General features: G+C 56.7%; 21 protein-coding genes. 9 read left to right on the top strand and 12 right to left on the bottom strand.

The genetic code is table 11. From position 1 onward, the window contains the following. Positions 1-123 precede the first annotated feature (123 nt). Genes Q0816_RS19050 through lpxK form a run of 4 tightly spaced genes read left to right on the top strand, consistent with a single transcriptional unit; the run spans position 124 to position 4,480 of the window. Complete coding sequence (locus Q0816_RS19050) at positions 124-1,470, top strand: TldD/PmbA family protein (protein WP_298853624.1); 1,347 nt, start codon at positions 124-126, stop codon at positions 1,468-1,470. Then, positions 1,457-2,257: a 3'(2'),5'-bisphosphate nucleotidase CysQ gene (locus Q0816_RS19045; RefSeq protein ID WP_298853622.1), complete on the top strand. Its 801-nt coding sequence runs from the start codon at positions 1,457-1,459 to the stop codon at positions 2,255-2,257. Before Q0816_RS19050 ends, Q0816_RS19045 begins: the two co-directional genes overlap by 14 nt. Further along, on the top strand, positions 2,254-3,492 hold the full coding sequence (locus Q0816_RS19040) for a glycosyltransferase N-terminal domain-containing protein (protein WP_298853621.1): 1,239 nt from the start codon (positions 2,254-2,256) through the stop codon (positions 3,490-3,492). Before Q0816_RS19045 ends, Q0816_RS19040 begins: the two co-directional genes overlap by 4 nt. Next, positions 3,479-4,480, top strand: coding sequence for a tetraacyldisaccharide 4'-kinase (gene lpxK, locus Q0816_RS19035; RefSeq protein ID WP_298853620.1), 1,002 nt, complete (start codon positions 3,479-3,481; stop codon positions 4,478-4,480). The genes Q0816_RS19040 and lpxK overlap by 14 nt, the downstream gene beginning before the upstream one ends. Positions 4,481-4,516: 36 nt before the next feature. Here the strand turns inward: lpxK and Q0816_RS19030 are convergent, their stop codons facing one another. Both Q0816_RS19030 and Q0816_RS19025 read right to left on the bottom strand, forming a co-directional pair. Next, positions 4,517-5,179: a DsbA family protein gene (locus Q0816_RS19030; RefSeq protein WP_298853619.1), complete on the bottom strand. Its 663-nt coding sequence runs from the start codon at positions 5,177-5,179 to the stop codon at positions 4,517-4,519. A gap of 13 nt (positions 5,180-5,192) precedes the next feature. Then, a complete protein-coding gene (locus Q0816_RS19025) occupies positions 5,193-5,699 on the bottom strand; it encodes a DUF721 domain-containing protein (protein WP_298853618.1) in 507 nt (168 codons plus the stop codon). Between the two features lie 81 nt (positions 5,700-5,780). On the opposite strand from Q0816_RS19025, the gene mutY reads away from it, so the two are divergent. Then, positions 5,781-6,836 carry an A/G-specific adenine glycosylase gene (gene mutY, locus Q0816_RS19020; protein ID WP_298853617.1) on the top strand — a complete coding sequence of 352 codons (1,056 nt, stop codon included), beginning with the start codon at positions 5,781-5,783 and terminating at the stop codon, positions 6,834-6,836. A 61-nt stretch (positions 6,837-6,897) separates the two neighbouring features. Beyond that, the gene (locus tag Q0816_RS19015; protein WP_298853615.1) at positions 6,898-8,034 is read left to right on the top strand and encodes an alkane 1-monooxygenase; all 1,137 of its coding nucleotides are present in this window, start codon (positions 6,898-6,900) and stop codon (positions 8,032-8,034) included. Between the two features lie 79 nt (positions 8,035-8,113). Here Q0816_RS19015 and Q0816_RS19010 read toward each other — a convergent pair whose 3' ends face one another. From Q0816_RS19010 to Q0816_RS18995, 4 genes are all read right to left on the bottom strand, one after another. Continuing rightward, complete coding sequence (locus tag Q0816_RS19010; protein ID WP_298853614.1) at positions 8,114-9,496, bottom strand: adenylate/guanylate cyclase domain-containing protein; 1,383 nt, start codon at positions 9,494-9,496, stop codon at positions 8,114-8,116. 140 nt (positions 9,497-9,636) lie between these two features. Then, positions 9,637-10,737, bottom strand: coding sequence for a site-specific DNA-methyltransferase (locus Q0816_RS19005; protein ID WP_298853612.1), 1,101 nt, complete (start codon positions 10,735-10,737; stop codon positions 9,637-9,639). A 107-nt stretch (positions 10,738-10,844) separates the two neighbouring features. Beyond that, positions 10,845-11,462: a ribonuclease HII gene (locus Q0816_RS19000; RefSeq protein ID WP_298853610.1), complete on the bottom strand. Its 618-nt coding sequence runs from the start codon at positions 11,460-11,462 to the stop codon at positions 10,845-10,847. A gap of 110 nt (positions 11,463-11,572) precedes the next feature. After that, positions 11,573-12,031 carry a hypothetical protein gene (locus tag Q0816_RS18995; protein WP_298853609.1) on the bottom strand — a complete coding sequence of 153 codons (459 nt, stop codon included), beginning with the start codon at positions 12,029-12,031 and terminating at the stop codon, positions 11,573-11,575. A gap of 176 nt (positions 12,032-12,207) precedes the next feature. Here Q0816_RS18995 and Q0816_RS18990 point away from each other — a divergent pair, with 176 nt between their 5' ends. The 3 genes from Q0816_RS18990 to Q0816_RS18980 all read left to right on the top strand — a co-directional run bounded on the left by Q0816_RS18990 (position 12,208) and on the right by Q0816_RS18980 (position 14,849). After that, entirely contained in the window at positions 12,208-12,495 is a 288-nt protein-coding gene (locus Q0816_RS18990) for a hypothetical protein (protein WP_298853604.1), read from the top strand. Beyond that, positions 12,467-13,168 (top strand): helix-turn-helix domain-containing protein, encoded by a 702-nt coding sequence (locus tag Q0816_RS18985; RefSeq protein WP_298853603.1) that lies wholly within the window; start codon positions 12,467-12,469, stop codon positions 13,166-13,168. The genes Q0816_RS18990 and Q0816_RS18985 overlap by 29 nt, the downstream gene beginning before the upstream one ends. 106 nt (positions 13,169-13,274) lie before the next feature. Next, positions 13,275-14,849: a DUF427 domain-containing protein gene (locus Q0816_RS18980; RefSeq protein ID WP_298853602.1), complete on the top strand. Its 1,575-nt coding sequence runs from the start codon at positions 13,275-13,277 to the stop codon at positions 14,847-14,849. 112 nt (positions 14,850-14,961) lie between these two features. Here the strand turns inward: Q0816_RS18980 and Q0816_RS18975 are convergent, their stop codons facing one another. The 6 genes from Q0816_RS18975 to Q0816_RS18950 all read right to left on the bottom strand — a co-directional run bounded on the left by Q0816_RS18975 (position 14,962) and on the right by Q0816_RS18950 (position 18,652). Beyond that, complete coding sequence (locus tag Q0816_RS18975) at positions 14,962-15,756, bottom strand: DUF1217 domain-containing protein (RefSeq protein ID WP_298853601.1); 795 nt, start codon at positions 15,754-15,756, stop codon at positions 14,962-14,964. Next, positions 15,753-16,154, bottom strand: coding sequence for a flagellar biosynthesis repressor FlbT (gene flbT, locus Q0816_RS18970; RefSeq protein WP_298853600.1), 402 nt, complete (start codon positions 16,152-16,154; stop codon positions 15,753-15,755). The genes Q0816_RS18975 and flbT overlap by 4 nt, the downstream gene beginning before the upstream one ends. After that, positions 16,151-16,528: a flagellar biosynthesis regulator FlaF gene (flaF, locus tag Q0816_RS18965; RefSeq protein ID WP_298853599.1), complete on the bottom strand. Its 378-nt coding sequence runs from the start codon at positions 16,526-16,528 to the stop codon at positions 16,151-16,153. Before flaF ends, flbT begins: the two co-directional genes overlap by 4 nt. Positions 16,529-16,605: 77 nt before the next feature. Beyond that, the gene (locus tag Q0816_RS18960; protein WP_298853597.1) at positions 16,606-17,817 is read right to left on the bottom strand and encodes a flagellin; all 1,212 of its coding nucleotides are present in this window, start codon (positions 17,815-17,817) and stop codon (positions 16,606-16,608) included. Between the two features lie 210 nt (positions 17,818-18,027). Then, the gene (locus Q0816_RS18955; RefSeq protein ID WP_298853596.1) at positions 18,028-18,387 is read right to left on the bottom strand and encodes a flagellar biosynthesis protein FlgN; all 360 of its coding nucleotides are present in this window, start codon (positions 18,385-18,387) and stop codon (positions 18,028-18,030) included. Then, positions 18,371-18,652, bottom strand: coding sequence for a rod-binding protein (locus Q0816_RS18950; protein ID WP_298853595.1), 282 nt, complete (start codon positions 18,650-18,652; stop codon positions 18,371-18,373). The genes Q0816_RS18955 and Q0816_RS18950 overlap by 17 nt, the downstream gene beginning before the upstream one ends. Between the last annotated feature and the right edge of the window lie 92 nt (positions 18,653-18,744).

The following is an 18,744-nucleotide window of genomic DNA, read 5'->3' as shown; positions in this document are numbered from 1 at the left end:
TGAACCCGGCCAAACCTCTGAAATGGCAAGGGTTCACCGCGATCCTCAACGCACAATCTGGTCACAGGTCTTGCGAGACGGGCAGTCCAAGGCTAGGTCCTTGGCAATCAACCCGGAGGCCTTATGACCCGCACACCAGAAGAAATCAGCCAACAGTTGCTCGATGTGGCCCGCCAGGCCGGCGCAGAAGCGGCGGATGCCATCGTTCTCGACGGGTCCTCTGTCTCGGTTGAAGTGCGCGGCGGCGCGCTGGAACATGCGGAACGCTCTGAAGGCGCCGATCTGGGATTGCGGGTGTTTCTGGGCAAACGGTCAGCCATTGTATCCAGCTCCGACAGCCGCCCGGATACCCTTCGGGCGATGGCCGAACGTGCTGTAGCTATGGCCAAAGAAGCCCCGGAAGATCCGTTTTCTGGGCTGGCTGACAAGGATCAACTGGTCACGGGCTGGGATGTGCATTCTCTCGAGCTACTCGATTCTGCCCCTGCCCCCTCTGCCGAAACCCTGATGCAGGATGCGCTGATCGCCGAAGCTGCTGCTCTGGCTGTCAATGGCGTCTCTCAGGTATCGGATGCGGCCGCCAGTTATGGAACCCATCGTGTGCATCTGGCCGCCACAAACGGGTTCTCAGGGGGGTATGAGCGTAGCAGTCGTTCTGTTTCATGCGTTGCAATCTCGGGCGAAGGAACCGGGATGGAGCGGGATTATGACGGTGACAGCCGGACGTTCCAGTCCGACTTGCGCAGCGCGGACGAGATCGGGCGCACTGCAGGCGAACGCGCCGTGCAGCAGGTCGGTGCGCGCAAACCTGAGACAGGTAGTTTCCCGGTTTTGTTTGATGAGCGTATCTCTTCTTCGCTGATCGGACATCTGCTGGCAGCCAGCAATGGAGCAGCGATTGCACGAGGCGCGTCCTGGCTCGAGGGTAGTTTGGGGCAGGAAGTCCTGCCCGCACACCTGTCTCTAATCGAAGATCCGCATCGCCCACGCATATCGGGCTCGCGCCCCTTTGATGCCGAAGGTCTGCCGACACAACGCAGGGCGGTTGTGGAAGACGGCATTCTGACGGGGTGGACGCTGGACCTGTCCAGCGGGCGAAAGCTGGACATGGCGTCCACGGGCAACGCTGCACGCGGAGTCTCGGGCCCGCCTTCGCCCAGCAACTGGAACCTGAGCCTGACGCAAGGCGACCAAAGCCGCGCGGAACTGCTGCGCGAGATGGGGACCGGGTTGTTGGTGACGTCCTTGATCGGATCGACGATCAACCCTAACACCGGCGACTATTCCCGTGGCGCATCAGGTTTTTGGGTCGAGAATGGTGAGATCACGCATCCGGTGAACGAATGCACCATCGCAGGCAATCTGCGTGACATGCTGCGACGGATCATTCCGGCCAATGATGCGCGCCCTTACCTGTCACGCGTGGTACCATCGCTGTTGATCGAAGGAATGACACTTGCCGGCAACTGACCTGCCCCTTCTGATTGACGCGGCACTAGAGGCCGGCAGGATCGCCACGCGATACTCCGGAACGCAGGCGCAGCGCTGGGATAAACCCGATGGCGCCGGACCGGTGACCGAGGCGGATCTGGCCGTGAACGCGATGCTGGAAGAACATCTGTGTTCGGCGCGACCGGGCTATGGCTGGCTCAGCGAAGAATCCGAGGATTCGACCGACCGGCTAAGTCGCGCCAACACTTTCATCATCGATCCGATTGACGGCACCCGCAGCTTTGCAGAAGGCGCACGCACCTGGGCGCATTCCATAGCTGTCGCTGATAATGGCGAAGTGACCGCAGCCGTCATCTATCTGCCGATGCGAGATTTGTTATATGCGGCGGCGCAATGTCAGGGCGCAACTCTCAATGGTGAGGCGATTACGACCTCTGATAGTGCAGAGCTTTTACGATCGGACGTTCTGGCCGCCAAGCCAAATCTTGACGCACGGCATTGGCGCGACGGGCAAGCACCGGAATTCAAGCGCGCGTACCGCCCTTCGCTTGCGTATCGCATGGCACTGGTTGCACAGGGACGGTTCGATGCCATGCTGACCCTTCGACCCAGCTGGGAATGGGACATTGCCGCAGGTGATCTGATCATTCGAGAAGCAGGCGGCATCTGTTCGGACCGTGCAGGTCAACAGCTGATCTTCAACAATGCACACCCCAGGCTGAACGGAGTGATCGCTGCCAGCGCGTTGATTCACGCGCAGCTCTCAGCGAAACTGGATCCGGTCGGAACCGGAATCGGAACATGAGCAAACCACGCTCACTTAGCCTGGCCGCCTACAGGGTGCTATCATGGGGGATGCGTAACGGAGTTGGGCTGAATCCCGACGTGCCGCGCCCCGAAGGAGAGTTGGTCTGGATACATGTTGCAACGCCGGACCGCCTACGAGCCGTGAATGACTTTTGCCGCCGACTGCTTCAGGTCAGGCCTGAACTGAATTTCTTGCTGACTGCGCCACCAGATGTCGATATTTCCAATTGGCCAGACTGCAGTTTCCCCATGGTCAACCTGCCACACGAACAGAATGGGGCAGCGCGTGAATTTCTTGAAAACTGGCGTCCGAACCTGGGGCTGTGGGTTGGCGGTGACCTCATGCCCAATATCATCACCCGCGCTGATGAACAGGCCATCCCCCTTGTTCTGTTCGACGCCCAGTTCAGCGTTGCACTGTCCCGAAGCGCGCGCTGGTTGCCTGACATTACAAGGGTGACCTTTGATTGTTTCCATAAGATTCTGACGCCGTCCGCGGATACTGCGCGTCAGATCCGCCGCCTCGGCGTGCAATCCGTTAAGGTCGAGGAATCACCGCCATTGCGGATAAGCCCCAACCCCCGGCCCTGGCCAGAGGACGAGTTGATTGAGACCAACCACACCCTTGCTGGGCGCCCGGTTTGGCTGGCAGCTTGGGTTCAGGACAAGGAATTCATCTCGGTTCTGACGGCCCATCGTCAGGCGTTGCGCATGCTGCACCGGCTGGTTCTGGTGTTGCATGTCGCCAATGAGCAGGAAGTAGCACCGCTGAAGCGACGGTTGGAGTCGATGGATTTGCGCTGCGTCAACTGGGATGAAGGTGGTTTGATCGAAGACACCACGCAGGTTGTATTGACCTCGGATCCGGAAAACCTGGGCCTGTGGCACCGCGTGTCGGCGGTGACCTTCATAGGCAGTTCGCTTGAACGCGGCGCAGGTGGTCAGGACCCGTCCGAAGCTGTCGCGTTGGGGTCGGCCATCGTTTTCGGACCGTTTGTCCATCGCCATCAGGAGCTTTATTCCAGCCTGCAACAGGTAGGGGCAGCCAAAGAGGTTAAAACGGCAACCGAACTGGGCGACGCCGTTGTACAGCTTCTGGCCCCGGATCGCGCCGCAGGCATGGCGCTGGCGGGATGGCAAATGTTAACCGAAGGCGCACCGCAGGCAGACGCCCTGATCGAGATGGTGCAGGACATTCTGGATCAGCGGGGTGTGGACCATGCGGGCACCTGATTTCTGGAATACAGCACCAGACCAACCAGATCTGAAGGCACGTCTTCTAGCCCCGCTAGGACGCCTTTATGCCGCCGCAACCGCGCGAAGGATCGCCTCGGGTGGCGGTGAAAGGCCCGGTGTGCCGGTGATCTGTATCGGCAACCTCAACGCCGGTGGCACCGGCAAAACGCCCACCGTGATCTGGACCCTCGAACAGCTTAGAAACGCCTGGCATGAGCCGCATGTCGTCACACGAGGGCATGGAGGCTCTATCGAGGGACCGGTGCAAGTTGATCCGGCCAAGCACACTGCTGCCGAAGTTGGAGACGAGCCGCTGCTTCTGGCGATGTTCGCAGAAGTCTGGGTCGCCAAAGATCGCGCGGCAGGTGCACGCGCAGCTGCGGCGGCCGGGGCATCTGCAATTGTGTTGGATGACGGTTTTCAGAACCCCTCGGTTGCCAAGGATTTCTCGATCATTGTCGTGGATGCTCAACGTGGATTCGGAAACGGATTGTGCCTGCCAGCCGGCCCGTTGCGGGAACCCGTTGATGCTGGGCTGAAGCGGGCCGATCTTGTACTTTCCTTAGGCGATGACATGGCTCAAAAGGCCTTTGCAGATCAGTGGAGCGACAAGCTGACCGTTCCCCATGTCACAGGCGCAATTGAACCCTTGCAAACGGGGATGGACTGGACCGGAACACGCGCACTGGCGTTTGCCGGTATTGGCCACCCCGAGAAGTTCTTCAAAACCCTTCGGCAACAAGGTGTAGATCTGGTGCGCGCCGAAGCCCTCGATGATCACCAGCCCCTGACCCAGGCTCTAATGACTCGTCTTGAAAACGATGCGCGCCAACAGGGCGCTCAGATGATCACGACCGAGAAAGACGCCGTTCGTCTGCCCGCTGCATTTCGCAGCAAGGTGATCACCCTGCCCGTCCGGCTGCACATCGGAGAGAGTGACAAGGTCAGGGATATGCTGCTGAACGCAGCACCCTCACCCCAATAAGCCCGGTCGGCCCAAACAGAGCCGACCGGTTAAGGGTCAGTTACCCAGTTCGTCTTCGATCAACTTTTTGAAGTCTGCGTAAGACTGGTTGTCGACTTTCTTTCCGTTCACGACAAAGGACGGGGTCGACTGAATGCCATCACGTTCGGCGTTTTCCTGATACCACGCAGCCAATGTCCGCGCCTTGGTGCCGTCCTGCAGACACGCCTCAAGCTGGTCGCCGTCAATACCGGCCAAACGACCGATCTTGCGCAGCTCGTCCACAATCTCGGCCGGACCACCGGCGCGTGTCCATTCCGCCTGACCTTCATAGATCAGGTCGGTGATGCCAAAGAACTTTTCGGGACCGGCACAGCGTGCCACCATCGACGCCCACAGGCCATAACGGTCAAAATAGACCTCACGGTAGGTGAATTTAACTTTTCCGGTGTCGATGAAATCCTTCTTGAGCTGCTTATAGACGCCCTGATGGAAATTTGCGCAATGCGGGCAGGTATAGGATGCATATTCGATGATTTCGACGGGCGCATCCTCGGCGCCCTGCACCATTTCGACGATGGTCGATGTGTCCAGTTCCGCTTCTTGCGCCTCAGCGGCACTGACCAGCGGAAGGGTTACGTTGGTGTTCGACTGTGTCAGCCAATAGCCGCCAGCGGCTACGGCGACAGCCGCACAAATTACGGTTGCAATACGGCTCATTTTCAGCCCTTTCTCAGCGTTTCTGTCTGGATAAAACGTTGCGCCCGAGACGTTCAAGGGCCGCGCGCAAATCTTCATCATTTACATCACGTGACACTTTGTCAGCCTCAACGGCAATGTCAGGTGCAATCTCGGGTTTTGCTTGCTTCGGCTTGTGGTCGAAACTGGCCTGCCCCTCGGCAAATCCGGTCGGCGCGGTCTGGGTGATCCGTATGCGACTGATGGCGTTAAAGCCGTAGACCGCGTTGACCTTTCCACGCAGCTGTTCCTTTTGCATTTCCAACATCGGAGCCTGTGGCCCGGTGGTCAGCACAGTCAGGGTCGCGCCAAAACCGCCCTTACCATAACCCACATTAATCGGGCGGGCGATGGCGGCGATATCCTGCCCGACAATCTCGGCCCAATGGGTCAAAAGTCGCGAGACGGCAAACCCCCGGCTTTCCCCGGCGCGCCTGATCTGGTCGTTCAGCAAAGATGCGGTGCGTTTGAACCCGCGGGTCGAAGAACGTCTGCGTTGCATCTGGTTTCCAACTCCTACGCCGCTATTGTAATGAGCGGGACACCGGGTACCAGCGAAACCCGACAGGGAGATTGATAAAACTTGCGTGACTCTGCTGAATTTACTGTCAGTGCTGTGTTACTGGAATGGTATGACCGCCACGCCCGCGAATTGCCATGGCGCACCAGCCCGGCGGATCGTGCTGCCGGGGTTCTACCTGATCCGTATCAGGTCTGGTTGTCCGAAGTGATGTTGCAACAGACCACCGTGGCGGCGGTGCGTGACTATTTCCTGCGCTTCACCACCCGCTGGCCTACGGTTCAGGCGCTGGCTGCTGCACCGGACGAGCAGGTCATGGGGGAATGGGCAGGACTTGGCTACTACGCTCGCGCCCGAAATCTGTTGAAATGCGCGCGCGCTGTCGCGCAAGATCACGATGGCCGGTTTCCTGAAACCTTTGATGCCCTGCTGAATCTACCCGGTATTGGTCCCTATACCGCCGCTGCGATCTCGGCCATAGCGTTTGATCGGCCCGAAACAGTGCTGGACGGAAACGTCGAACGGGTCATGGCCCGATTCCATGACATTCACGACCCGTTACCCGGTTCCAAACCCTTGCTGAAGGAAAAAGCTTCGAATCTGACGCCTTCCACCCGCCCAGGCGATTACGCCCAAGCCGTCATGGACTTGGGGGCCACCATCTGCACACCGAAATCACCTGCATGTGGCATCTGCCCCCTGCGTGATCCCTGCCAAAGCCGTGTTGCTGGAACTCAGGCAGGTCTTCCCCAAAAAACGCCGAAAAAACCGAAACCCACCCGTTATGGCCACGTCTTTATCGCGCGCAGAACAGATGGGGCAATGGTTCTGGAACGCCGGCCTGACAAAGGTCTTCTGGGCGGAATGCTGGGCTGGCCCGGATCGGAATGGAACGAGGCCCCCATTGAACACACCCCTTTTCCCGCAGAGTGGAAGGTGCTGTCGGGTGAAGTGCGTCATACCTTTACACATTTCCATCTGATTCTGCGGATCTGGGCTGCCGAGGTCGATGATCATAGCATTCCCAAACATCTGACGGTTGTGGACAAACACAGCTTCAAACCCAGCGACCTGCCAACGGTGATGCGCAAGGCATACAATCTGTGGAGTGGACAATAAGCCCGATGTGCAAGTCTTCGGGTCATGGCTAGGGTATGCCCATAAAGTCGGAGCAGAGAAGATGATCGCAACAGGCACTTTGGCCCGCTGGCAATCGGCATCCCCCTTCTGGGTGTCTCTGCTGCTGATCCCGCTGATCTGGTTCTCGGCTTTCACCGGAGGATGGGCGGTCCTGTTGGTTCCGGCTGCGACCTGGTGGGCCTTTGCAGTGTTGGATCGGATCACCGGGCTCAATACACAAAACGCCGACCCGGATGCGTCTGACAACGCGCTGCGCTGGTACATCCTGCTGACAAAACTTTGGACCCCTATTCAGTTCCTCACCCTTTTTGGCCTGATCTGGTACGCAGCTCATAGCAACCATCTGTCGACAATTGATAAAATTGGCCTTTTCTTTGGCATGGGTGTCATTTCAGGCACGATTGGCATCAATTACAGCCACGAGTTGATGCACCAGAAAAGCCGCTGGGAACGCTGGCTGGGGGACATTCTGCTGGCCATGGTGCTGTATTCTCATTTCCGATCAGAACATTTGCTGGTCCATCACCGCCATGTTGGAACCCCGCGCGATCCGGTGACGGCCCGGTACAACGAAGGGTTTCACCGCTTTTATCCCCGCGTATTATGGCAATGCCTGATCTCGGCCTTCAACGCCGAGCGTGACAAGCTGGCGCGCAAAGACCGCCCCTGGACAGATCGTTCCAACCCGTTTTGGCGATATTGGGTACTGCAGGGGACGATGCTGGCATTGGCAGCCCTGATCGGGGGATGGTCTGGTCTGGCTCTGTTTCTGTTGCAGGCTGGTGTCGCGATCTGGCAGCTTGAGCTGGTCAACTACGTTGAACATTACGGCCTGACCCGAAAACACATGGGCGACGGGCGATACGAACATGTTCTGCCACGCCATTCCTGGAACGCCTCGCAGAAAGCTTCAAACTGGTTGCTAATCAATCTGCAGCGCCATTCGGACCATCATTACAAACCGAACCGCCGGTTTCCGCTGCTGCAACACCACGCACCAGACGCGGCTCCGCAATTGCCCTATGGTTATCCCGTCATGACCGTGGCCGCGATGATTCCCCCTTTGTGGCGGCGCGTCATGAACCCGCGCGTCCGGGAATGGCGGCACCGCTACTACCCCGAGATCACCGACTGGCACCCCTACAACAAAGCGTTGAATCCCAACCCCGAAGCGTAACCGCAGCGCGCACCTGCGCGCTGCCTGGTCCAACCTTTGGCACTGCATCTTCGATGCTGTTCTGATGGGCGGGAGGGCTCTAGCCTTTCATCACCCAGATATCCATCGGGGCCTCGACGCCGCGCACGGGTTGATCGCGATGGGCAATGAAACCGGCCATGTCATCCGGTACCGACGGGTTTTCTTCCTTAACCCGCGCACGAACAGCATCACTGACCACGATCCGCGCCTTGAAATCACGCGTCAGCGCCTCAAGCTTGGCTGCTACATTGACCGCATCACCGATCACCGCAAATTCCAGCCGGTTGGCCCCAATATCGCCAAGGACGACCGAGCCGAAATGCACCCCGATTCCGACGTGGATTTCGGGCTCTCCTGCTTTGCGGCGATCCAGATTCCAGCGATCGATCACTCTCACCATCGCGCGTGCGCAGCCCAAGGCATTGCTTGCATCCACGGGCGTTGGCACCGGAGTTCCAAAGGTCGCCATCAAACCGTCACCCAGATATTTGTCCAATGTCCCGTGATGCCGGAATACCTCGGTTTCCATACGGGCATGGAACCCACGCAACACCTCGATCACCTCATAGGGATCGCGCCCGGCGGCGTATTTGGTAAACCCGACAATATCAATGAACAGAACCGCCACGTCTTCTTTACGAACCTGTTTCAGCGGTTCATCGTTCTGGCTCAGCTCGTCTACCACGTTGGGTGAGAAATACCGCGAGAGGTTCGCCCGTTCTCGCTCCAGACCAGCATTGCTCATCAACAGACGGTTGAGTCGCCGCATCGAGATGCCCAGTGTGACCGCCACCATAACGAACACGATCACTTGCTGAATGCGTTGAGGGGCCATGAAGCTGTTGGGATCCAGCAGCTCGGCAACATCCGGATAGCCCTGCAAGGCCTCTGCAACCTTTTCGCTGATCCCCGCAATAGGGGTTGCCACCCACCAGGCAACGATCCACCCCACCGTCCACATCATCGCTGTCCAGGTTCCGATGGCAATGACCGTGCGCCAGGAATAGGCCAAAGTCCCGGCCGCCAGAATGACGAAAAAATACTGAAAGTTGTCAAACCGATATTGCATGGCCAAGGGCCGGACATCGTCGCTGAACGGATTCGGCACGATCATCCCAAGCGTCATGATCAACAGATCGACAAAGATCAGCAAAAGCTCGACCCGGGATTGCCCCACCCGGCCTGCGCTGCGGATCAGCCAACCATTGGCGCAGATCAGCAGCAGGATGAAGTGATACCACAGCACTTCCCACTGCGGGTTCAGGAAGACCAATAGAATCCCGGTCAGCGCCATCGCCACCCAACGCGCGCGCACAGCCAGCTCCAACCCTTCGCGCTTGTGCCGTTCCAACGCGGCCTCAGTATACTTATTGTCCAGATCGAACGTATCGGGTTGCGTGAAAAACAGGCTGCGGCGGGGCTGCGCGGTCGTCTCGGTCATGGCCGTGATCTTTCTTGCAGTGTAAGGGTCAACTTCATGCAATCACTGTTGGTCCAAAAACAAAAGACCCCGCCGTAGGATCGGCGGGGCAAGGCATAGTGCCTTGTGTCAGGCCACAGGCACCGGCGGTGTTCTTGAAATCAGTTCATCTCGGCCCGGATCTGTTGACGCAGGACGTCGATCGGAACCGTTTTGCCGTCACGTTTGAAGCACCAGTATGTCCAGCCATTGCAAGACGGCGCATTTTCCAGATGCGCGCCAACCTGATGGATCGAGCCTTTGACGTTGTCGCCCACCAGCGTTCCGTCTGCACGAACCTTTGCCTTGTGGCGTTGGTTCATGGAATAGAGCTCTTCGCCCGGGCGCAACATTCCACGTTCAACCAGTTGGCCGAAGGGCACGCGCGGCTCGGCGCGTTTACTGGCGCTGACTTCGAGAGCCTCGCGGTCGAACTTGCGAACTTTCGCGATGCGTTTCTCGGCCACCTTGCGATAGCTTTCCTCACGCTCGATGCCGATGAATTCGCGTCCCAGCATCTTGGCGACAGCTCCGGTTGTTCCGGTCCCAAAGAACGGATCCAGCACCACATCGCCCGGATTGGTCGAGCCGATCAAAACGCGGTGCAACAACGATTCCGGCTTTTGCGTCGGATGTGCCTTGTCGCCATTGTCATTCTTGAGCCGCTCATGTCCGGTGCAGATCGGAAGAACCCAATCGCTGCGCATCTGCACGCCTTCGTTCAGGGCCTTCAGCGCCTCATAATTGAACGTGTACTTCGCTCCCTCACGTTTGGACGCCCAGATCATCGTCTCATGCGCGTTGGTAAAGCGCTTACCGCGGAAATTCGGCATCGGGTTCGACTTACGCCACACAACGTCATTCAAAATCCAATACCCGGCATCCTGCAAAGCCGAGCCAACACGGAAAATGTTATGGTACGAACCAATCACCCAGATCGCGCCATTGGGTTTCAGCAGCCGATGCGCCGCTTTCAACCATTCGCGGGTGAATTGGTCATACACGCCAAAGCTGGAAAACTGATCCCAGTGATCGTCGACCGCATCCACCTGGCTGTTATCAGGGCGATGCAATTGGCCTTTCAGCTGCAGATTATAGGGTGGATCTGCGAAAATCAGGTCAACTGACGCCTCGGGCAGACTGTTCATCACATCGATGCAGTCACCGGATAAAATCGTGTTTATAGGGAGCGCTTTTGCGCCCTTTTTGGTGGTCGTTGTCATATCACTGCCTCAAGTATCCACGGCGCTTTTGCGCTCATTTGGTTGAGACAAGGATGAGTCAAAGACGATTCGCCGTCAATTTCTTTTTTGAATCAGCGACTTACGATTTACTCTTGATACAAGATATTGTGCACTGGCTTGAACGAACGTCTATGGTGTGGGGTCACGCCGAGATTTTGCAGCGCTACTTTGTGTTGTTTTGACGGATAACCGGCGTTGGTTTCCCATCCATATCCCGGATGCTGTTGCGCCAAATCCACCATCACCTGATCGCGCCAGTTTTTCGCAAGGATTGAAGCGGCCGCGATCGACACCGACCAGGCATCCCCCTTCACAACGGCCTGCGACGGGATTTTCAGGCCACGCGGAATCATGTTGCCGTCAATCAGCAGAACATCAGGCGCTGGCGACAGCGTCTCAACCGCGCGCACCATCGCCAGATGCGAGGCCCGCAGGATGTTTATCTCGTCAATCTCGGCAACCGTGGCTTCGGCCACGGCGAATTCGGCACTGACGCGAATCTTTGCGTCCAGTGCGGCCCGACGTTTGGCGGTCAGCTTCTTGGAATCATTTAACCCCTCAGGAATATCCTGCGGGTTCAAAATCACGGCGGCGGCTACAACCGGCCCGGCCAACGGGCCGCGCCCGACCTCATCCACCCCGGCGATACGGATATGGCCCTGCTCTAGCAGGGCCTGCTCAAGTTCGAAATTCGGTTTTGTCATGCCATCGGAAAAACGTGTTTCACCCCACACCGCAAGAAAAAAAGAGAGGGCGGCCCACACCACCCTCTCTCACACGGCGCTTCTTTGGCGCCGCTCCTGCTCAACCGATGTTACTGATAAACGACACGGTATCCTTTCTGGCGCAGGCACGCGGGTTCGTATGCTCGCTTGACTTTGTTGCCGTTCCAGAAACCAACCTTGCACTCTTGCGGCAGGCTATTGGCATGTTTGTAGTGTTTCTTGAGGCATTTTGGTCCAAGCAGCGGATGATCCCGTGAATGCCCGTCATATGTGCGCAGGCAACGCTGGGGCAGATCGTAACGCGCCACACGCGGCGGCAACGGGCGCACGGGCTGCGGGGTATAAGGCGTAGGGGAATAAGTCTGATGGCGCGTCGCGCGGTCCTTTTTCTTTTCCTTATTATAGTAGTGAACCCCGGCACCGATGATCGCTATGGCGGCCAGCCCCCCAAGGATGTCTTTTGCATCGGCTGCCCGCGCCTGAGAGGCAGAAACGCCGGTAATGGCAACAGCGGTCGCAATGATCAAAGCGATGAATTTCTTATGCATGATGCGTGTCCTTTCGAATGCTCGGGCGACCCTGTGACAGACCGCGTCCTGATTGCCCTGACACTGGGGTCGACCAGTTCAGACAAGCAATAGCGGCCCGGTGTTATCGGATATCAGAACCCGCAATCCCCTTGGGTTATTGAATATCGGTGTAACTCATGCGCAGGATGCGGCCTATGAAACAGATCTTCTCTTCTCTGACCTTTGCAGCCCTGATATCGCTTGGCTCTGCCGCGTCTGCTGCGGATTGCTATGCGGATTACAAGGCCAAGAAAGACAACCCGTTACGTCTGCACTACGGGGTCATTCAGGTTTCGAACTGCGACAAGGGGCAGGCCCAACAGGAAATCGCCCAACGCCTGAGCGCGTCAGGTTGGACGTTGCTTGAGGTACAGTCGGTTTTCGGGCCGGAAGGGTTGGATCAGAGGAAAGGCAATGCCGGACAATTCTATCTCCGTTTCTGATGCGCGCCGGTCGGGTGTCCGGCTGGTTGTGCTGGGCATCGCGGCCATTGTCGTCATTCTGATCACGGCTGCCGTTTTCCTGTTCTGGACCCTGCCCGACGCCAACGCGTTCAACGCGCGGGTCGAGCGGCTTTTTGTCGAAGCCGATCTGACCTCGCAAACCGAAATCCGGTTGCTTGAAATTCTGGCCCAGTCTGGCACCGCCTTTGCAGACACGCTGTCCAGTTATCGGATGGTCATCTATGTGCTACTGGTTTTTGCCAGTGCGATGATGGTTTCGGCACTGGTCTTTCTGGTGATGTTGGTCTTGCTGAACCGACGCATGGCGCAGATCGAACGCACGGGCATTCAGGTGACATCCCTGCTGATCAGCCGCGAGGAAAACACCGTTTACCTTAACAACATGGACTTCAAGCTGACGCCCGCCGCCATGGAAACCCTGTCTGTTCTGGCGGAATCCCGGCTGGATGACGAAGTTCTGTCAGGTGCTCAGATCGAAGGCATGATTTCCGGCCGTGATGCTGCAGATTGCGACGAAGCCGCCGGTGCCACCCGCATTAAACGCTTGCGCGATGCGCTGGGAAACCAGATGGTCAGCGAGCTTCTGGTGAAGAACATCGCCAAGAAAGGCTATATGCTGTCCATCGAAAAAGACGTCATTCAGATGGTCTGAACATGGGGCAGTGATCGTTCGCGTCGGATAATTTCCCGTTTCAGCCTCTTGGAATGTTGTGCGGAAGGCCCCATTCTAGACAGACCTCAGGCAAGGGAGGTCGCACATGAACGTCCACGCCGCACCAAAGATCAATGGATATGGAATCTCAGTTGAACCGCTGAATGGTAAAATTGCCATTTACCGGAACGATATCCTTTTGGCAGAAAGTACAAATGCCAAAGTGATGTATGAAACGCGCCTGCCCCCTACGATCTACGTTCCGCGCGCGGATGTATGTGTTGATCTGAGCGAAGAAACAGACCTGCAAACATTCTGCCCGTTCAAAGGCACTGCCACTTACCACAACATCAATCTGGGTTCCGAAAATCTTGCCAATTCTGTCTGGGCCTATGAAGAAGCCCTGCCAGAAAGCGCGGCCATTCAGGGCTGCATCGGGTTTGTCCCCAACGCCTATACAAAAATCGATTTGGGCCACAACCGCCTGCGCGAACCCGATGACGGCAATATCAGCGGGCCGCTGATCGATTGGTTGATGCGCGGTGCGTCCATCGCAACCACGCCAGAGAGCTTTACCAAAGCCTTGGCTGAAAAGATGCTGGAGCATGGTATCGCGATCCAACGCCTGAGTATTCTGGCCTGGTCTTTGCACCCCTTGATCGCGGGCAAGCACTATATCTGGGAGAAAGACGAAGAAGAGATTCTGACCCGGGCTCCGACCTATGAAATCTATGATCACCCGGCTTTCATCAACAGCCCGTTGCGGCATGTTTCGAACGGTTTGGGCGGCGTGCGGCAAAGGCTGAACGATGAGAATCCGCATAACAGCTTTCCGATCATGGAGGATTTGCGCGCCAAGGGCGCGACAGATTATGTCGCGATGCCGTTGCCGTTTTCCGATGGGCGGACTAACGTTCTGACACTGACCTGCGATCACCCGGACGGGTTTACCACCCAAAATCTGGGCCTGGTCTTTGAATGCTCCTCTGTCATTGCCCGTTTCTACGAAGTGTTCATGCAGCGTGAAAACGCGCAGGTCTTGCTGGAAACATATGTCGGTAAACGCTCTGGCGCACGCGTGTTGGGCGGCGAAATCAGGCGAGGCGACGGAGATGAGATCGACGCTGCGATCATGTTCTGCGATCTCCGCAACTCAACAAGCCTAGAAGAGAAGCTAGGCCGGAATGATTATATCAATATCCTGAACGATTTCTTTGAAACAGTCTCGGGCATTGTCCATGACAATGAAGGAGAAGTTTTGAAGTTCATTGGTGACGCTGTTCTGGCCGTTTTCCCGGCAACTGACGAGAATGCCAGTACAGCCCGCATCAATGCCCAACGCTCGGCCATCAAAATCGTGGAGACTTTGGGGGAGCTGCGCAAAGCGGGCACAGACGTGCATTGCGACTGTTCGATTGGCGTCGCTTATGGACGCGTCACCTACGGAAACGTGGGCTCTCGTGAACGCCTGGATTTTACGGTTATCGGTCAGGCCGCCAATATCGCCGCACGTTTGGGGGATTTCGGCAAAACTCAAGGGCACCGCATAGTTGTTTCCGAAGATATCGAACCAGCCTGCTCGAACGCCTTGCCACTGGGCGCTGTAGACCTGCACAACGTATCTCAACCCGTCAGATCATATGCTTTACGAACTAAAGCAGATGAAATTCTGAACAATTGATACCTTCCGTTTATGGAAGTGAAGACAAACGCTGTGTCGCAAACATGCGTCAGGCTGTAATGAAGTCTTTTCTTGAAAATTTCGTTCCATAATTGCTTCGGCCGATTAGTGATTAAGCAGCCCCAAGCAAGATCAAAGCAGTCTGCGCGGGCGAGATCGTATTCTGAAGCTGGGCGATCTGACTTCTGGCCAAATAGGTATCGGTCAGTTTCTCAACGGAATCTGGATTCGAAAACTGTGCCAGGTCGTCTGATCCGGTCAGCTGAAACAGCCTGTCTTTGAACTCGGTCAGCTGTTTGTCGATATCTAGCTTAGCGAAGGACGAAGGCAGGCCAAGGGCCGTTTCCATCATGCTGCGTAAGGGTGGCAATCCCATCAGATCGAACCATTTTGTATCAGCACTGGAGGCACTGTTGGCCAGATCCGAAAGCTCCCGCTGTGCAAAAAGTGAAATGCGCATCGTCTCATCCGAGTCTCCAACGGCGATTTCAAACCGGGCGGTCAAATTGGTCTGGGCAATCTCTTCCATGTTGCTAACCAGAGCAGTCTTTCGGACAGCCCCCGGACCAAATCCAAAAGCGTCCGAAAACTCCCGGTATCGTTTGTCTGCCAATCGGTTGGACAACGCATCATCCGCCTGAGTGCCATCCTCAAGGATTTTTTGGATGAAAAATCGATTGTCCAAATCCCCCTCCAGCCCAAATGCACCCAAAGCGACCTGCAACAATCTGCGATCCGACACCAACTGTTCAGCGGATAGAACTTTGCCGATTTCCTCCAGAAAGTACTTTGTTTCCCTCTCATTCACCAACGAAGACGAATAAATTTGAAACTGGCCTTCATAGGTACGTTGCAGAAACCGCCAACCCACGATTCCACCGCCTGGAATGACCGGTTGAAAAGTCATTGCTGGTAAGCCATTAGCCGCTCTTCCCGCGGCAGCAACGAGCGGAGAGATTTCAGGCACTTGTAATAATGGTCCGCCACCAGCGCGTCGGTGGCTTCGGCCAAAACCCGACGGCTGTCGGCATCTGTGAATACCTGGCTCAGTTCCTCTACACGGCGCAACAGTTGTTGACGCGCTTGCCCGGGCTCCATGTCGCCGGACAATACGAGCTGCGCAGCATAGCATACGCGGCGTACCGGTGTATTGACTTCCTCGGGGTGAATCGCATCCCGCAGCCTCAGGACATTTGCCTGTGGCGTCATGATCGAAAATCGGCCGCGACGATCCCCGTTCTCGATCACAACCCCGTTGATCAGAACCCTCTCTTTCGGGGCGAGCTTCAAGACCAGCCCACTCATAAAGCTGCCCCCATCTGCCGCAATCCGCGCAGAACAGCTGTGTTGATTTCCACCAAAGGCTCAACAGTTGCGCCGTCTCCTAATACGCGGCTGCTGTGTTGTTCGGTGAATTCAGCCAGGTAGAAGATTCTAGCTCTCAGATCGTTGGGCAGCGCATTCTCAGAATCAGCGACACCAGTTGCCAGAACCCCCCATAGCCGCCGGTTTTCGTGCACGGCCTGAACAAACGCCGCGAAATCCGTCGTCTTTCGCGCTGTTGCCGCTTTGAGACGACGCGTGATCCTGGAAATCGCCTCATATTCGGTATCGCGGGGTGTTCGTGTCGGCGCAGCGGTTTGCGCGTAAGTGCGATGGGCTAGGGTTTGCGGTGTCACTTGAAATCCTTCCAAGGGGTCGTCTTCAGACAGTCAGTGTTGGGGCGCGAAGTTTGCGCCCCAACCGGTTGCGCGATTTAGCGGAACAGCGACAGGATGGATTGCGGTGCCTGATTGGCGATCGAAAGCGACTGTGTTGCCAGCTGTTGCTGAACCTGTAGTGCCTGCAACCGCGCCGAGGTTTCTTCCATGTCCGCATCGACAAGCGAGCCGATACCAGACTTGAACGAGTCGGACAGGTTCGAGATGAACTCTTTCTGGGTTTCGATCCGGCTTTGAGAGGACCCGAAAGCAGCTGATGCGTCAATCGATGTATCGATCAGCGATTCAACTGCGGCCAAGGCAGCGGTCGCACCCGCACCTGTCGAGACATCAATGCCAGCCAGAGCGCCCAGGCCACCAGCACCCGCGTTCACGAACTGAGCCGAGAACGAGACATCGGAGCCCGTACCGTTGGTGACGGACAAAGTGCCAGCGGTGCCGGAGTCATAGTCAACCGTCAGACCTGTGATACCAAGCTCTTCAATCTTGGCTTTCAGTCCAACAGCAACCAGATCACCGGTCGTTGTCGCTGCTGCATCTTCGGCAGAAACGGTATAGGACACGACCTGATCGTTAATGGCGACAACAACCTTGTCCCCGGCAGCAAAGGCGCCGCTGGATTCGTCAGTGACCAACGCAGTCGCAGCGGTCGCGCCATTGTCGATTGTTGCACCTACGCGATCATTGCCTGTCGACGCGCCGGCCGATCCATCAAAGACCTGCTTGGTAACATATCCACCGGTCGACAGGTTTTGCCCGGCAACTGTGATGGACGATGCGGTCACGGCCCCGGTGTTGTCGCGATCCAGCGACGCCAGGACCGAGGCGGAGCCCGCAGAACCATCTACCAGGTTCAGCCCGTTGAACTGCGCCGCGCTGACAACGGACGCGATCTGATCTTTCAGTGCGGTCACATCATCATTGATTTTGCCTCTATCGACGTTGTCTTCCTGCGCTGCTACGATCTTGCCCTTCATTTGGGTCAGCAGATCGGTGACGGTTTCCGACGCATTCCGGGCCACGGCAACGGTCGATTCCCCCAGCGCCAGACTGTCCTTGATGGCGTTAAAGCCTTTGACGTCCGACTCCATCACTTTGGAAATCGCCCAAACTGCAGAGTTGTCCTTGGCCGTTGCGACATCCTTGCCGGTCGAGATTGCGTTCTGGGTCATCGCCAAGTTTTTGTTGACCGACTTGAGAGTTTGCAGCGCAACCATCGCGCCATTGTTTGTCAGAATGCTGGACATTGCTTTCATCCTTTTCCGTTCGGGCCATTTTCGCCCATGTTCATCCCACAGGATCTGTAGGCATTGGTGTCTTTCTGACCTGTGCGATGCGCCGCATGGCTGTTCGCGCCACCTGCTGTTTTCAGGTGCAACACCACTTTTGAACCCGATCCCCTAACGGAATGCTAAAACGACCGAACCAGAAGTTTCGGATTTGAATCAAACCTATGCCTATGCCCGTTTTTCCAGATTTGCCGTGCTGCGCACCGTAAACTCACTACGCTGCCCATCCGCGCCGTAGGTACTGAATTCCTGCCGAACGCGCCGCAGTTCAGCCATGCGGCTGGCGACTGCGCGGATGCCTTCGGCTGCACTGTTCAGCAGCGCCTGATTGCGTTCGGCTTTCTGCTGAACGCGAATTAATTCTTCGCTATCCAGCACCTGAAGATCGTTTATTGCCCCGATCAGCTTCTCTTTTTCCGGCACCATGTTCGACAAACGGTCCAGATCCCCCTGCACAAGTGCCTCACGCTCCAGATCCAGCACTTCTTCCAGAGACTTGATAAGCGTTGCCTCAACCTCGGACGACATCAGTTTTCTCCATCAATGACTTCAGTAGAATTTCGGACAGGCCTACACCGCCGGAACGGGCCAGTTGTTGCGCCTGATGTTGAACGAGAAGCGAAGAAAACTGATCTTCACCTGCGCCGCCGCCAAAAGATTGACGTGTTTTGCCGAACCCGGCCGACTTCAGCATTTCGCTGAGAAACGCAGCTTCCAGCTCAATGGCAGCATCTTTGAGCCGAGTCTGGGATAGCGACGATTGAGACGCCTGAGACAGAGCCGAAACCTTCATTGTATTCTCCGAAAATTGCTTCGAACTTTCTCGATCAAAAGCGAAAGCAGTTAAAAAAAATGTAACTTCCTGCGGGCAGTGTTCCGAACAGA

Source organism: uncultured Ruegeria sp. (assembly GCF_947497005.1).
Lineage (GTDB): Bacteria > Pseudomonadota > Alphaproteobacteria > Rhodobacterales > Rhodobacteraceae > Ruegeria.
The sequence above is the reverse complement of the archived record's forward strand: the minus strand, read 5'-3'. Positions and strand labels throughout refer to the sequence as shown.